This window comes from Paenibacillus sp. 2TAB23 (genome assembly GCF_052115165.1).
GTDB lineage: Bacteria > Bacillota > Bacilli > Paenibacillales > Paenibacillaceae > Pristimantibacillus.
The window spans coordinates 160,385-175,761 of the sequence record NZ_JBFRGD010000016.1 but is presented as its reverse complement, the minus strand read 5'-3'; the positions used below and the strand labels follow the sequence as shown (position 1 = coordinate 175,761).

14 protein-coding genes are annotated in these 15,377 nt (G+C 45.6%); 12 read left to right on the top strand and 2 right to left on the bottom strand.

The genetic code is table 11. The annotated features are described in order from the left end of the window. On the top strand, positions 1–2,606 hold a 2,606-nt coding region (locus AB4Z29_RS21845; RefSeq protein WP_441945110.1), incomplete at its 5' end, for an InlB B-repeat-containing protein. A 310-nt stretch (positions 2,607–2,916) separates the two neighbouring features. Here the strand turns inward: AB4Z29_RS21845 and AB4Z29_RS21840 are convergent. Beyond that, positions 2,917–3,276 (bottom strand): MerR family transcriptional regulator, encoded by a 360-nt coding sequence (locus AB4Z29_RS21840; protein ID WP_441945109.1) that lies wholly within the window; start codon positions 3,274–3,276, stop codon positions 2,917–2,919. Positions 3,277–3,380: 104 nt separating this feature from the next. Between AB4Z29_RS21840 and AB4Z29_RS21835 the strand changes: the two genes are divergently transcribed. From AB4Z29_RS21835 to AB4Z29_RS21815, 5 genes are all read left to right on the top strand, one after another. Then, positions 3,381–4,091 (top strand): SDR family NAD(P)-dependent oxidoreductase, encoded by a 711-nt coding sequence (locus AB4Z29_RS21835; protein ID WP_441945108.1) that lies wholly within the window; start codon positions 3,381–3,383, stop codon positions 4,089–4,091. A gap of 219 nt (positions 4,092–4,310) precedes the next feature. After that, a complete protein-coding gene (locus tag AB4Z29_RS21830) occupies positions 4,311–4,589 on the top strand; it encodes a hypothetical protein (RefSeq protein ID WP_441945113.1) in 279 nt (92 codons plus the stop codon). Positions 4,590–4,973: 384 nt separating this feature from the next. Beyond that, positions 4,974–5,237: a hypothetical protein gene (locus tag AB4Z29_RS21825; protein ID WP_441945107.1), complete on the top strand. Its 264-nt coding sequence runs from the start codon at positions 4,974–4,976 to the stop codon at positions 5,235–5,237. A 341-nt stretch (positions 5,238–5,578) separates the two neighbouring features. Then, positions 5,579–6,352, top strand: a complete 774-nt coding sequence (locus AB4Z29_RS21820) for a GNAT family N-acetyltransferase (protein WP_441945106.1) — start codon at positions 5,579–5,581, stop codon at positions 6,350–6,352. 283 nt (positions 6,353–6,635) lie between these two features. After that, positions 6,636–7,076: a hypothetical protein gene (locus AB4Z29_RS21815; RefSeq protein WP_441945105.1), complete on the top strand. Its 441-nt coding sequence runs from the start codon at positions 6,636–6,638 to the stop codon at positions 7,074–7,076. 460 nt (positions 7,077–7,536) lie between these two features. Here the strand turns inward: AB4Z29_RS21815 and AB4Z29_RS21810 are convergent, their stop codons facing one another. Beyond that, positions 7,537–8,667, bottom strand: coding sequence for a family 43 glycosylhydrolase (locus tag AB4Z29_RS21810; protein ID WP_441945104.1), 1,131 nt, complete (start codon positions 8,665–8,667; stop codon positions 7,537–7,539). Between the two features lie 423 nt (positions 8,668–9,090). Between AB4Z29_RS21810 and AB4Z29_RS21805 the strand changes: the two genes are divergently transcribed. From AB4Z29_RS21805 to AB4Z29_RS21780, 6 genes are all read left to right on the top strand, one after another. Next, positions 9,091–10,908: a family 43 glycosylhydrolase gene (locus AB4Z29_RS21805; protein WP_441945103.1), complete on the top strand. Its 1,818-nt coding sequence runs from the start codon at positions 9,091–9,093 to the stop codon at positions 10,906–10,908. 348 nt (positions 10,909–11,256) lie between these two features. Further along, the gene (locus tag AB4Z29_RS21800; RefSeq protein ID WP_441945102.1) at positions 11,257–11,913 is read left to right on the top strand and encodes a hypothetical protein; all 657 of its coding nucleotides are present in this window, start codon (positions 11,257–11,259) and stop codon (positions 11,911–11,913) included. A gap of 63 nt (positions 11,914–11,976) precedes the next feature. After that, on the top strand, positions 11,977–12,378 hold the full coding sequence (locus tag AB4Z29_RS21795; protein WP_441945101.1) for a VOC family protein: 402 nt from the start codon (positions 11,977–11,979) through the stop codon (positions 12,376–12,378). A gap of 255 nt (positions 12,379–12,633) precedes the next feature. Beyond that, positions 12,634–13,200, top strand: coding sequence for a sigma-70 family RNA polymerase sigma factor (locus AB4Z29_RS21790; protein WP_441945100.1), 567 nt, complete (start codon positions 12,634–12,636; stop codon positions 13,198–13,200). Next, the gene (locus AB4Z29_RS21785) at positions 13,197–14,285 is read left to right on the top strand and encodes a DUF4179 domain-containing protein (RefSeq protein ID WP_441945099.1); all 1,089 of its coding nucleotides are present in this window, start codon (positions 13,197–13,199) and stop codon (positions 14,283–14,285) included. Before AB4Z29_RS21790 ends, AB4Z29_RS21785 begins: the two co-directional genes overlap by 4 nt. A 129-nt stretch (positions 14,286–14,414) precedes the next feature. Continuing rightward, complete coding sequence (locus AB4Z29_RS21780; protein WP_441945098.1) at positions 14,415–15,341, top strand: hypothetical protein; 927 nt, start codon at positions 14,415–14,417, stop codon at positions 15,339–15,341. Positions 15,342–15,377 lie beyond the last annotated feature (36 nt).

Sequence of the window (15,377 nt, the reverse complement as noted above, 5' to 3'; positions counted from 1 at the left end):
CCTTCGCAGGCTGGAACACGGCGGCTAACGGAAGTGGCACAAGCTACGTGGCGGGCGCTACTTTCAGCATGGGAGCGGCGAACGTGACGCTGTACGCGCAGTGGACGGCGAACCCGACATACACCGTAACGTATAACGGCAATGGCAGCACGGGGGGAACCGTGCCAACGGATAGCAATYCGTAYGMGCAAMRYGCAACGGTAACCGTATTAGGAAACACGGGAAGCTTGGTGAAGACGGGCAACACCTTCACAGGTTGGAACACGGCGGCTAACGGAAGTGGCACAAGCTACGTGGCGGGCGCTACTTTCAGCATGGGAGCGGCGAACGTGACGCTGTACGCGCAGTGGACGGCCAACCCGACATACACCGTAACGTACAACGGCAATGGCAGTACAGGAGGAACCGTGCCAACGGATATCAATTCGTACGGGCAAAATGCAACGGTAACCGTATTAGGAAACACGGGAAGCTTGGTGAAGACGGGCAACACATTCGCAGGTTGGAACACGGCGGCTAACGGAAGTGGCACAAACTATGTGGCGGGCGCTACTTTCAGCATGGCAGCGGCGAACGTGACGCTGTACGCGCAGTGGACGGCCAACCCGACATACACCGTAACGTACAACGGCAATGGCAGCACGGGAGGAACCGTGCCAACGGATAGCAATTCGTACGCACAACATGCAACGATAACCGTATTAGGAAACACGGGAAGCTTGGTGAAGACGGGCAACACATTCGCAGGTTGGAACACGGCGGCTAACGGAAGTGGCACAAGCTACGTGGCGGGCGCTACTTTCAGCATGGGAGCGGCGAACGTGACGCTGTACGCGCAGTGGACGGCGAACCCGACATACACCGTAACGTATATCGGCAATGGCAGCACGGGAGGAGCCGTGCCAACGGATAGCAATCCGTACGAGCAACATGCAACGGTAACCGTATTAGGAAACACGGGAAGCTTGGTGAAGACGGGCAACACATTCGCAGGTTGGAACACGGCGGCCAACGGAACAGGAACCCCCTATGCGGCAAATGCAACGTTCGGCATGGGAGCGGCGAACGTGACGCTGTACGCGCAGTGGACGGCGAACCCGACATACACCGTAACGTATAACGGCAATGGTAGCACGGGGGGAACCGTGCCAACGGATAGCAATCCGTATGAGCAACATGCAACGGTAACCGTATTAGGAAACACGGGAAGCTTGGTGAAGACGGGCAACACCTTCGCAGGTTGGAACACGGCGGCCGACGGAACAGGAACCCCCTATGCGGCAAATGCAACGTTCGGCATGGGAGCGTCGAATGTGACGCTGTACGCGCAGTGGGCGGCCAACCCGACATACACCGTAACGTATAACGGCAATGGCAGTACAGGAGGAACCGTGCCAACGGATAGCAATCCGTACGAGCAACATGCAACGGTAACCGTATTAGGAAACACGGGAAGCTTGGCGAAGACGGGCAACACCTTCGCAGGTTGGAACACGGCGGCTAACGGAAGTGGCACAAGCTATGTGGTGGGCGCTACTTTCACCATGGCTGCGGCGAACGTGACGCTGTACGCGCAGTGGACGTCCAGCCCTGATGGCGGTAGCGGTGGCATCCCAACACCACCAGATGACAGCAAAGTAATCTCAAAGAATGGTGAATTATTGCTTCCCGCAGGCAAAACGGGTGAGGTTAGTTTGGGAGATGCAATCACAATAGATATTCCGGCAAATGCAACGGACAAAGAACTGAAATTAACGATCGAAAAACTTACTGGAACTCAAGATCTTCTAACGGATGAAGACGTTCTGGCTAGTCCGATCTTCGAGATTCTGAAAAATTTCTCAGAGAACTTCAGTAAACCGGTAACACTGACTTTTAAGTTTGATCCGACAAAATTGAGCGGTAATCAAAGAGCAGCCGTGTTCTATTATGATGAAGTGCAGAAGAAATGGGTGGAAGTTGGCGGTGTTGTTAGGGGTAATCAGATTACCGCAGAAGTAACCCACTTTACAAAATTTGCGGTAATGGTTGTAGGGCAAGCGGCAAGTGAGCCGAAACCAACGATTAACTTTAGCGATATATCCGCACACTGGGCGAAGGCAAGCATCAAGCAAGCGGTAAGCAGCGGAATCGTAACTGGTTATCAGGACGGCACGTTTAAGCCGGATAAAACCGTGACTCGTGCGGAATTTGCCGTCATGCTGATGAATGCGTTGAAGACGCAAGGAGCGGGAGCGGCGCTGACGTTCACAGATACAGCGAAGATCGGAAGCTGGGCGCAGAAAGAGGTCGCGCAAGCGGCGCAAGCAGGCATTATTAATGGCTATGAGGACGGTACTTTCCGTCCAGCTGGGGAAATTACACGTGCAGAGATGGCAGCGATGATTGCGGGTGCTTTGGGCAAATATAGCGAAGCGAATGCCACAGCAACTAGCTTCGCAGACGACAAGGACATTCCAGCGTGGGCAAAAGCTGCGGTTGCTTATGTAAAGCAAGCAAGCATCATGAAGGGAAAAGGCGACAACCAATTTGCCCCTGGGGACTATGCAACAAGAGCAGAGGCCGTAACGGTTCTGCTGAACATGCTGGCTCAAAAGAGCAAGTAAAGTAAAAATCGTCAACCCAAACTGATTTTAGATGCAATAACAAGGGTTATCCTTAAAGCGGTAAAATTAACTGCTTAGGGGATAGCCCTTGCCTTATTTCAAAGAGTGACAGCATCTTTTCAATCGCCTATCCATGGTTCCTGATCACAGCGCATACGGACGAAGAAATCGATGCAATGCTGACAGCGGTAAACGAATGGGTTTCGGAAGATAACGTTTCGGCATTCTTATATGGATAACATCATTATGGTACTTGCTCTTACATGAGATTCAAAAGTTAAGTCTATATGACCTGGTTTAAATGCTTATATTAATAATTTTCCCCGCGATAATAGCGCTTCAGTTTTTCTTCCAAATGAACGAGCTGCGCTTCCTTCTCCTCAATATCTTTCAGCAGCTTTTGCTTTTGATCTTCAATCAGTTTGATTCTCTCCGGCAGGGTTGAGGTTCCTTCGTTCACCTTATCATAATACTTTTTGATGTCCTCCACACTCATCCCGGTTTCGCGAAGACATTTGATAAAAACCAGCCAGTTCAGATCATCATCTTTATAAAGACGGTTATTCTGTTCGCTTCGGGCAGCAGGTTTCAACAGTCCCTTTCTTTCGTAAAAGCGGATCGCTCCAATATTGATCCCGACTTCCTTCGCTACTTCTCCAATCGTTAACATTCTAACCCTCTTTTATAAAAAATTAATTGTTGACCTACACTAAGTGTAGCATAGTAACTTATAGATTGTTAAAGAAAAATTAAATTAGGGAAAGTAGGTTTCGCATGAAAAAGACCGCCTTTGTAACCGGAGCAAATAAAGGAATCGGAATTGAAATCGTTAAGCAGTTAGGTGAAGCAGGCTGGAAAGTCATCCTTGGTTCACGGAGTGCCGATCGGGGTAAAGCAGCCGTTTCCGAGTTAGCTTCCAAGGGGTTAGACGTAGAATTTATACAAATCGACATGGGTGACTTGAAAACCATCGAACAGGCAGCCGTTACGATCAACAAGAATTATCCGGACTTGAAGCTTCTGATCAATAATGCTGGTATGCCTGGCGCTTTCTCCCGTTCTTTTACGGATACCAAAGAGGAAGATCTGCGGAATGCCTTCGAAGTTAACTTTTTCGGGACCTTCCGTTTGAATCAGCGCTTGTTCCCGTTATTCAAAAATAACGAAGGCACAATCATCAATATATCGACCGACATGGCTTCTCTGGACCATATGCAAAATGCTGAATTTACTTTAAACGCATTCGATTATAACTCCTCTAAAACGGCTAACAATGCCATGACTCTTTCAATGGCTTATGAAGTCAAAAACAGCAGCGCTCAAGTATTCGCGGTAACGCCTGGATTCACCTCAACAGATCTTAACGGTAATGCCGCAGGCGGTAAATCGAAGGAAGCCGCCGCTGCGATTATAGTGGGTTATGCGACAGATGGCAAACGTCATAACGGTGAATTTTTGGATGAGAAGGGCGTTTACGCCTGGTAACCCGCAACTGCTGAAAGCAAAAACTCTTACCGCCCATTTCGCGGACAAGAGTTTTTTGCGTACAAGATTCTAGTAAAATAAATTAAGTATATCGGTGGTCGGGGCAACCTACTATTAAACTAAACCTTCCTGTTAAGGTTAAGAAATAGCCTTTTTCAATAAAGAAGCGCCTCGGTATGATGGGTTTGTCCAATACATCATCAAGGAGGCGCTCTTACTATGAAGTTTAAGAAATCAGACGCACAAAATCAACGGATTGAACGAATGATCACCTCGCATCTCGTCGTAGGGATCGACATAGCCAAAGAAACGCATGTAGCACAAGCTAAACGTCAGCTCAATAAAACAGCGGCAGTATCGGAGTTAGAAACGGAACTATTGAAAAAAGTATGTAAGACACCTCAACTTTTGCCTATACAAAATATATGTGAATTAAATGATTCAAAGGAGTACTTAATGTCTGACCTATTAATAAGGGTGCTTCGATTCCCTTCATAAATCGAGTATTTTACCTTTCACACTTATTATGAAGCCCAAATTACTTCCTATAAAGTAATCAAATTTTGTTTATGGCTTTTTTCACTTATTTCACAGTACCCTTTAGCTTAAACTTCTTAATCGGATTACAACTACGTATTTCAATAACCCTAATTTAATTTTCACTTTTTTGATTACGATTATATTTTTCTTCATGTTGTATTTTATTAACAGGAAGCATTCTCTAGAGGCGGTGACGAGTTTGTTCTTTTCTAGACTGGGATTAAATTTCTCAGATTGAAACAAACTGCGCTATCAAAGGAAATAGAAGGAAATGAATCCTCGTATCTAGAAGACATAAAGACTGTGCGCATGACGCGGCAGACTGTATGGAGGGGGATAAGCTTGATGCAAAAGCAAGGCAGAATTGCGTTTCTGTGGATGAATTACTTTTTGTTAGGGATAAGCGTTTTGTTTTATATTGTTCTCCTGCGGGCACCGAGCGCCTTTTTGGAAGGAGCTGCTGCCGGAATGATTGTGTATGGTGGATGTTACGGGTTGATCCGTATCAGGTGGCAGTGGGTTGTCAGAGGGGCGCTGCTTGCAGTATTCTTTTCCATATTTGCTTTTGCATTGTACACAGTATGGTATGTGCTACAGAAGCTTTAGTATCTGCATAACGGTAAAGCTTCATCACTCCTTGTAAAAGCCCTCTTCAGTATGCAAGAACGTAAGAGGGCTTTGGTGGCTCTTTCTAATTTATAAAAATGAATGGATTAGCAGGTTCATTACGCTAGCGGGAAACGTTAGTCCAATGATAACAGTGGCCGTTTAAGACTTATTTATCGAGTCTTGGTCTTCCGCTGTTTATATTAATACTTCAGTCTAAAACTTATTTTTCAAAAGCTGACGATTCTTCAATTCAAAACCCCCGTTAAATCAACAACTCCAGTCTACAACTTTATTTTCTTCCTACACGTTACACATTATTATTAAAAGCGGGGAATCGGATGATTATAAAAGAATGCGCGTTAGCTGAAATTCAGCATCTCGTTAAAGAGTATCTGGCAGGCTTATCATCGCCCTTCGATTCCTTTCTGGAGGAGTATATACTCTCATCGACCTTTTATTCGATACAAGATGACTCGAATGATGTCGGTTATATGGCTGTATATAACAAAGAAAGGCTCACCCAGTTTTATATCCGCAGCGCTTATCAGATGCACGCACAATCCTTATTCGTTGAGGCGCTGGAACGTCATGCGATCCGATTTATGTTCGTTCCAACCAGCGACGAATTATTGATTAGCTTGGCTGTAGATCTGGATATGGCCATAAACAAACAAGCGTATTTTTTTCAGGATAGTTTAGTTAGCATTGCAGCTGAATTGGGAGATGGCGATGTATTTCGTCTTGCTGAGCAAGGCGATCTTGAGCAGATACAAGCGGTATGCGGGGATTTTCTCGACGAGTATGACCAATGGATTGCAAGAGGAGAGCTGTTTGTTTATTACAGAAAAGTTGACCTGCTTGGCATCGGACTGATTGGAAAGTCAAAAATGTTCGATGGACTAGCGAGTATCGGCATGTTTACTCATGAAAGCTGCAGGATGCAAGGGATAGGAAGAGCTATTATCATACAATTACGAAACTGGTGCAGCCATAACGGCATCACACCTATAAGTGGCTGCTGGTATTATAATGAAGCCTCTAAACGAACGTTGGAAAGCGGAGGAATGGTTACGAGAACGAGATTATTGAATTTCGAGATAACAAAGTCGTAAAGCTTTTCCTTTCATCAGGTAGGACATGTAACCGATAAAAGTGCAGCGGAGCATATCAATACGCTTGCAGCGTCAATAGAGTGTCGTAAATTTTTGAATTTTTAAGAGCAGTCTGGATCATTTCCAGACTGTTTTTTTATATTCGTTGACAGAAATATTTGTGTTAGTGTACTATTTATCTAGTACAGTGAAAAGGGATTGAATTAGCAATTACCAAGTCGATGAAGAAGGCGTACGGCAGAGGATTGTCCCATTCATATATATTATAATAGGAGGAACAAACATGATTGCAAACAAAAAAACGGCAGAAACGAATGGGGTCTCGCTGATTCGTCTTTATTTGCTGAGAGCGCTGTACCTTCTCGTCATCGTTGGGCTCGGTATTGTGCAATGGCCGGTAGTCATCGACCATATCGTTCATCAGGAAAAATCATGGGAGTTAATGGAGGGAGTGGTCGCCTGCATGCTGACTTCCTTTTCGGTATTATCAATCCTGGGGCTGCGTTATCCGCTGCGGATGCTGCCGTTGCTTTTTTGGGAATTGGGATGGAAGTCGATTTGGCTGCTCGTCGTTGCGTTCCCGCAATGGACAACAGGTACAATGAATGACTCAACATGGGAGACGGCTTCAGCCTGTTTGTTGGTCGTGATCTTTCCTTTCTTTATTCCATGGCGCTATGTGTTTGCAAATTACGTAAAGAAACGCGGGGATCGCTGGCGCTAACGTGGAGGAAAGTTACAGTATTAGAGCGTGGATTAGTCTCGCTGATACAGGTATGGAAAGGGTACACTCCTACACATGCATCATGAAGATACCAAAAAAAGCGATTATGGCTGCGGCGCTCTGCCGGAGTCTATAATCGCTTTTTTGTTCTTTCCCCCATTTTCGTAATCGACTCTATGTCTTGATCGGTTAATTGATCTAGAAAATGCATGCGTATTGCGGTTGAGACGATGGGATGGGCCTTATCCACAGTTGCTAATCGTGCAAAGTATGATTCGTATTGAAACTCTTCCTTCGGATTAGTAGTGAAGATATCGATATTATTCTGAATCGACATCCTCAATAAGGTTCAATGCTATTAGCGAAAAAAGTTCAAATAGAAGAGAGCGAAGGGATATAATCCAGTCGCTCTCTTCTTTTCGGAGGAATAATCTTCTTGTCACTATAGCTTATTTCGATTCTATTCGACTGTAACAACGCAATGAGCTTGCTTAGCATGCCGACCAGGATAGCCTAACCTCGGCGTACCATCCTCATTCCAATCCATACGCTGGATTCGTGCATGCCGGTTTGGATCATAGAGCGGCTCTCCTTCGACATCCTTATAAGAGCGCGCATGATAGACGAGAATATCTGATTCGCCTGCTTCATCGCGCGTAAAGCTATTATGGCCTGGGCCGTACTCACAAGCTGCCGGATGGCTGCGGAATATGGGCTCCGGAGATTTGGTCCAGGATGCAGGGTCCAGCAGATCGCTGGATACCGATGCTGTCAATAAGCCCATACAGTAACGATCATCGGTCGCGCTTGCCGAATAGGTCATGAATACGCGGCCGTTCCGTACAAGCACGGCGGGCCCTTCATTTACTTTATGGCCGTGCTGTTCCCATTCCAGCGTAGGGGAAGCGATACGAACCTGCTCGCCTTCAATCGTCCATGGATTGCTCATGCGTGCGATATAAAGGTTGGATACCTCGTCGACCTGCGCCCATGCCAAGTAGCGAATGCCGTTCAATTCAAAGGTGGTGGCGTCGAGCGTGAAGCTTTCAAAATTCATAATAATTTTCCCTTTTTCCAGCAATTCTCCTGTACAGGGATTATCGGTCCCGCATTCCAGTACATACTGGCGTATCGCCCATTTATCTTCCGCTGTTCCGGCTGCAAAGTAGATATACCATTTTCCATCTATAAAATGCAGCTCCGGTGCCCAAATATGATTGCCCATTTCGCCGGCAGCATGCTTGGTCCAAATGACCGTTTCCTCTGCTGCAGCCAGTCCTGTAAGCGTTTTCGATCTACGCAGCACAATCCGGTCATATTCTGGCACGGAGCCTGTGAAATAGTAATATCCATCTGTATGCTTGATGATATAAGGATCGGCGCGGTTCAGAATAAGCGGGTTAGGAAATTCGCCTCCGGCCATTACTCCCCGCACGATGAATGTCCCTGGCTTTCCATACTGCTCTGCCTGGATGGGTTCCCAGTCAACGGCTGCATGGCCTCCATCTCCGGAATCGATAGCTGCGGGAAGATCAGGATGATTGCCTATCGCAGTGGACAGGTGTAGTTCTACAGTTGAGGCGGTGGACAAGCTGCTTCATCTCCCTTTTTGCATACATGTCATGCCGCGTGAAGCGGCTTCGCTTTATTATAAAATAAGCGAGAGCATCCGCCAACAGAATCAAGGTTTAGGGCAGGAACAACCAACGGCTTTATCTATTTTTAATTAAATATTTTAGAAATGATAAATTCAGCAACAGGGTGTACAGCGAAGCCAAAGCTCTTTCCATGAAGCTAAGAATGACAGGGAAAGTTTAATAATGCCTTACTACTTACTAGGTTACAAATATTGTAAGCTATTAGTGATTCATGTATGTACAGCTTTTCCAATTCGAATATGGCGAGGTGATGATGGGATTATCTTATTGTCTGGTTGCTAAGCAAGCTAATAGTATGAATTTGAAAATGGTATGCCGGGATGCAACCCTAATTCATGTAATGGGAGGCAATACTTATGAGAAAAAAGCTATTAAGTCTGTTCTTATCAGGAACCATGCTGCTGTCCGTCTTCGTTGGATTCACGTCCTCTTCTGTAGCAGCTGATACCGTTACCCAGTCTGGAAATCCCATATTCACTAGTATTTTCACAGCCGATCCTTCTGCTCATGTTTGGAATGACGGACGTATTTACGTGTACGCTTCACATGATATATTTCCTTCCAGGGGCAGCGATTTGATGGATAAATATCATGTCTTCTCGTCTGATAATATGGTGGACTGGGTGGATGAGGGAGAGATCCTGCGTGCTGATGATGTTCCGTGGGGGCGGCCGGAGGGCGGATTTATGTGGGCGCCTGACGCCGCGTACAAGGACGGAACCTATTACTTCTATTTCCCTCATCCCAGTGATACCAATTGGAATAATTCCTGGAAAATCGGGGTAGCAACCAGTGATAAGCCTGCCGCGGATTTTTCTGTCCAAGGTTATATAGGGGGGCTTCCCGGCAGCAATTTAATTGATCCTAATGTGTTCCGCGATGACAATGGAGACTATTACCTTTATGCTGGCGGCGGAGGAAGCAGCTATGGGATGAAGCTGGCTGACGATATGGTTTCGATAGACGGACCAATCAAGCAGTTCACCGAGCTGGAGGACTTCCATGAGGCCACATGGGTTTTTAAACGAGGAAGCGTGTATTACTTGACGTATTCCGATAATAATTCAGGCGGAAACCGAATGCGGTATGCCACCAGCAATAGCCCGCTCGGACCGTGGGTAAACCGCGGCATCATTTTGGATCCGGTATTGAATAGCGAAACGTCGCATGGGTCCGTTGTGGAGTATAAGGGCAACTGGTATATGTTCTATCATAATGGAAAAATCTCTTCCAACGGTACGCTTCGGTCCGTGGCTGTAGATCGGTTATACTTTAATCCGGACGGAACGATTCAAAAGGTTATACAAACATCTACAGGAGTCCCGGCAGTTGGGCCTCGTTCCCATGCTACGGAAATAAAGTATGACGATCTGATTAACGAGAGCTTTGATGCATATACCCAAAAAACGGAATATACAATGAATGATAGTCATGTATCTATTGGTGGAGGAGCGACTCGGTCGGGCGGGATTGTTGAAAATATGCATACGCAAGGTTCCTACATCGAGCTGAATGGCATCAATGGCGGTACAGGCGGAAAGGCTCTGCTTACCGTGCTTTACGCTTCAGGCGACAGCGGATCTGCCTTTAAGGTGGACGCTAGCGGTGATCCGGCAGGAGACGGTTATTTTCTTTCCCTTCCCGGCACGGGAGGCTGGGGCAGCTATACCGGCCGAACTAATCGTCTGATTGATTTGAATGCGGGCACGAATAACATGATCAGGCTCAGCGGCGGTATGGGAGGAGCCAACATATCTAGCGTCATCGTATCCTTGATCCCGGAAGCTGCTCAGGAAACGGAGTATGCAGTGAATGGGAATCATGTGTCCTTCGGGGGAGGGGCGACTCGATCGGGCGAAAGCATTGAAAATATGCATATCCCAGGCTCCTATTTTGAAGTTTCAGGAGTCAACGGCGGCGCAGGCGGCCAGGCGCTTCTTACTGTTCTCTACGCTTCTGCGGAAACCGCGGCAACCTTTACGGTGAACGCGAGCGGTGATCTCACTGGAAACGGTTATTCCCTTTCAATGCCTGGCACAGGAGGCTGGGGCACTTACACGGGTCGAGTCAGCCGTTTAATCGATTTGAACCCAGGTACGAATAATGTCATTCGAATGAATGGCGGTATGGGCGGAGCCAACGTAACCCGACTCATCGTCTCGCTGATCCCGTAATGCTGAGTGGCGAACACAGGGCAGTTTAATTGCATAGGCGGACGCGTAGAACGGATGAAGCCATAAATGAAGATTTGATCATATGGATGTCATTTGAGGGAGTGCTTTTCGTTAGGAAGAAGAGCACCCTTCCTTATTGGCAACTGAAACAGGCCGGCTCCGATTGTATAGGGGCCGGCCTTTGCTTCTTGGAACCGCAGCGCTGGTGCAACACGGATACGGGCGAATTGTATAATAAATGTATATACTTAGAAATTTTAGTGCTATGATTTATTTTAGAAAAAGATGGTCTTTGTGTAAGAAGAGGGAGATCGTCGTGTCTTCTTCCTATTATATAGGGGGGAATCTATGAAGAAGATATGGGTATGGAATGTGAGTGTTCGAGCTGTGGAACGGGAAGAGATCCGCTTTGCTCCAAACACCGATTGGCAGATGCAGGCACGGGGCTATCGGATATATTTTAATACGGATCGGCCAATAGAGTTGATTGCTCATGACCAGATTTTGCTAACCGTAGGTGAATGGGGAAATTCCAGTTGGACTGCATTTATCGGAACGGTGGTCGAATGCGGCTCTGATTGCATCCTGCTGTATACGAGTAGCCAGTACGAGCTGCAACTAATGGATATAAGACAGCTTGAACGCCTGTTTTCGCCGCTCATTTCCATTGATGGAGCACATAATATGATCGATAAATGCGGTTATATCCCCCCGTTTCATTACGATGAAATGACTAGGGTCTTTATGGAAGCGGGAAAGCAGAATGACAAACAGAAGAATCTGTCTGTGACGGTCAGACATACCTCGGCAGGTGGGCTGGAACAGGACATTGATTTTTATTTCGAGCATATCGAAGAGGAGAGCCTCTCGCCCGTGGAGGATAGCAATATTTGCTTGCAGCTGGGTTTCGCATATGAAGGCAAACGAATCCGTGTTAAGCTGGATGCCGTGTCCGGATTCTCAGCGTCGTTTTTGTGCAGCGAAATATCGGTTCAATTACAATAGCATCTGTAGTCATGATGAATGATGGAGTGAAATAATTTGGATATTAAGAAAGGGGGTTGAATCGTGGACGTTCGATTAGAAGGTATAACGGTGCTAGCTAACGATGTATCTGCATTAGCCGTATTTTATCGAGATGTCATCGGCTTTAAAGCAGTAGTTGAAGAGGAGCATTATGTGGAATTTGATAACAAGGGAGTTCGTATCGCAATATGCTCCAGACCATTGATGGCCGACAATACAAATAAGCATTTTTCCTTCATTGAGGATCGCAAAGGGCAGGCTTTCGAGCTGAACTTTGAATGTCATTCTCCAGAAGCTGTCTATGAGCTATTTGAGCAATTGGTAGCGAAGGGCGCTACTGCTATTACTGAACCAGTGAGTAAAGCATGGGGACATACAACCGGATTTTTCGCTGATCCCGAGGGCAATATCCACTCCCTCTTTGCGGTTAATCCGACGGAATAAGCGAGGTTACAATCTTTCCACATCTAATAGGGTTCTTTCAAAAGCGCCTAATCGTTCTTTACCGGACGAGTAGGCGCTTTTTTGCTGCGACCAGCTTATGAATAAAGGCCGAGCATAGCCGAAAATGCAAGCTAAATCGGTTAATCACCCTATGCAGGCAATAAAGCATGATAAAGTTGAAGAGCTAGTGAGAGAAAATATGTTTGGCTTCGTTATATAAAGTATGAATGATTTTACAAATAAGGAGGGGTGTCGTTGAGGACTAATGAAAGCAACTTCATTCATCGCTTGAAAAAGCAAAAAGAAGACGCATTGGATTATATTGTGGATACCTATTTGCCCTTAATAAAGGGAGTGACTTATAAGGTTCTCGCTCCTCTTGAGGACAGTGGATTACTAGAGGAATGTATGAACGATATTTTACTATCCATATGGAATAATTCAGACAAATTCAACGGAGATTCCTCTGATTTCAAAAAGTGGGTTTGTGCGATCGCGAAATATAAATCTATCGATTACTACAGAAGAACGAGTAAAAAAGTAGAATTCACCGCAGCGTTCATAGATCTGAATCATGAGAAATCGGCTGAAGATGAGCTAATCATGATGGAGAATAAAACGGAGCTTATGAAATTAATCGATCTCTTAGAGCCTGTGGATCGCGATATCTTTATGATGAGGTTCTTCCAAGGGAGCAGAACGGAGGATATTTCAGCAAAGCTGGGATTGACCTGTGCATCGGTAGATAACCGAATTTATAGAGGAAAAAAGAAACTGAATAACATGATGTTGCAATTGAATTGGAAAGGTCGTGGACTATGAAGGATATATACGCCTATTTAAATGAAATAGATATAGATGAGAATGAATTTGCTGAAATGGAAGTAAGTGAGCTGGAAAGAGCGAAGATGAAACAAACTTTAAGAGGCATGATAAAGAAAAAGACGAAGAAGGCAAGGTGTTGGCAAGTGAATACGGCAGTTGCCGTTATTCTAATCGGGTGCTCATTAACAACGTTAGCCTTAACCTCTCCCGCGTATGCTAGTCGGATTCCGGTGATAGGCGATATATTCAAATTTTTGGATGGTGGGAGAACAGGCAGCCTATTTGATGAATATAAGAGCTATTCGAGCGTCATAAATATGGCAGAGGAAAACAAAGGCATTACAATAACGATAAATGATGCCGTGTTTGACGGAGAAACGGTGTCCATCGCATACTCGTTAGAAAGTGATCAGGATTTAGGCGATTCTCCTTATTTGTTTGGCATTTTAGATATAAAGGGGTCAAGCGGTTCAGGGGGGAGTAATCAAATTTCTAAAGTCGATGCCAATCATTATGTGGGCTTAATTACTGCAACTGGCTATAATCGTAAAGAAAAAGATTCGGTTAAGCTCAAGTGGAACATAGAAAGCATAACGAATCACGAAAGCGAAGCAGTCATTAAAGGAAGCTGGAGCTTTGCATTTGGGTTAACGGCAACGGATAACCATACGCAATGGATTGATCGTCGTGCAGAACAAGACGGAGTTATTGCGCATATAGGGAAAATAGCTTTTACGCCTATGTCTTTTATCGTATATTACGATCAAGCCGTTACGGAGAATGTGAGAAGCAAATGGGATGGAGCCGATGTGGATATAGAGGTTAGAGACGACTTAGGCAATCGTTACGCTGGTAAAGGCAATGGAGGATATGGTGATGCTGAGGGCTTAAATATGAGCTGGAGCAAAACGTTCGAAGAGCTGGATCAGTATGCGACGAAGCTAATTATTACGCCTAAGATTAGATTGTATGCATTCACTTCCGAAAATCATGGTCCAGCAGATAGCGTGAATGATAAATCAAAATCCGGAAAAGGTGAAGAACAATTTGTATTAGAAGATATCATTATTGATTTAAAGTAGTGAAGCTAAAACAAGCAGGACTATATTTATCGCCATACTTTGACCATGTTCAGAAGCCTTCTGCTCAGACATAATACAAATAACCAGTTTAGAATGTAGCGGTGTAACTGTCTTTGAGGAGGAGTTGGCATGTTCACTAAAACGGTGACACTGCAGCCTTATGCTGATATTTCTGCATATACGGAGGGTTTCGAGATCGTCTCCGCACAAATTGGCTCGGATGGCTGCATGTATGTTCTGCTGATTAACCAGATCCCCGTGCGGGAACGAGGCATGTTCGTCCCAACAACGCTTAAGAAATCCTACACCTACAAGGTATTGTACTTAGACGATCAAGATATCGAGGAGGTAGTCATTGCGAACCAGCATTTCAATTATCATTATGTCCAGCCGCTTCATCGGCAGCTGCTGCTAGTCGGAGCACGCTGTTCTTATTATGGCGCAGGCAACTATGATCTGAATGCCAAAGTGTGTGACTATAAAGGAAATACGATTCGAGTGTTTATGCTTGGAGATGGAATCCAAAGCGTGCAGGTAACCGAACAAGGGACCATATGGACCAGTTACTTTGACGAAGGTGTGTTCGGAAACAACGGATGGGATAAACCGATCGGCGCGCAAGGCCTTTTGGCTTGGGATGAGCATGGCAACAAACGTTATGAGGATCAAGTGTCGGAAATTGCCGATTGTTATGCGCTCAATGCAGTGAAGGATGAGGAGGTCTGGTTTTATTATTATACGGACTTTTTGCTCGGCTGCATTTCAGGCGGACTTGGGCAGCCCAAGGTCTCATTCATGAATCCAGAAATTTCGGGATCGTCGGGATTTTGTACGGATGGTTATCATTTTTTGTTCGATGGCGGTTATGGGAAGAGCGGAACCTACGTGCTCAAGAAAATTGAAAGGCCAGGGAGATTGTCTACGGGACATAATATCCGTTTTCTGAATGAAAGGGCCGTGCCGCTTGTTCCGCTGACACAGGATTTTCGAGAAAATCGCGTGCTGTTTAGTGAAGGCCATTCATTGTATCTAGTGTCGGTTGAAGAACTAGTCTAACTTTGTCTTCCTATATGCATTGACTATCCTGGTTTA

Coding starts and splice junctions, on each gene's coding strand:
- AB4Z29_RS21835 (WP_441945108.1), top strand. CDS start 3,381: ATGAAAAAGACCGCCTTTGTAACCGGAGCAAATAAAGGAATCGGAATT.
- AB4Z29_RS21830 (WP_441945113.1), top strand. CDS start 4,311: ATGAAGTTTAAGAAATCAGACGCACAAAATCAACGGATTGAACGAATG.
- AB4Z29_RS21840 (WP_441945109.1), bottom strand. CDS start 3,276: ATGTTAACGATTGGAGAAGTAGCGAAGGAAGTCGGGATCAATATTGGA.
- AB4Z29_RS21785 (WP_441945099.1), top strand. CDS start 13,197: ATGAAGGATATATACGCCTATTTAAATGAAATAGATATAGATGAGAAT.
- AB4Z29_RS21800 (WP_441945102.1), top strand. CDS start 11,257: ATGAAGAAGATATGGGTATGGAATGTGAGTGTTCGAGCTGTGGAACGG.
- AB4Z29_RS21805 (WP_441945103.1), top strand. CDS start 9,091: ATGAGAAAAAAGCTATTAAGTCTGTTCTTATCAGGAACCATGCTGCTG.
- AB4Z29_RS21820 (WP_441945106.1), top strand. CDS start 5,579: ATGATTATAAAAGAATGCGCGTTAGCTGAAATTCAGCATCTCGTTAAA.
- AB4Z29_RS21780 (WP_441945098.1), top strand. CDS start 14,415: ATGTTCACTAAAACGGTGACACTGCAGCCTTATGCTGATATTTCTGCA.
- AB4Z29_RS21815 (WP_441945105.1), top strand. CDS start 6,636: ATGATTGCAAACAAAAAAACGGCAGAAACGAATGGGGTCTCGCTGATT.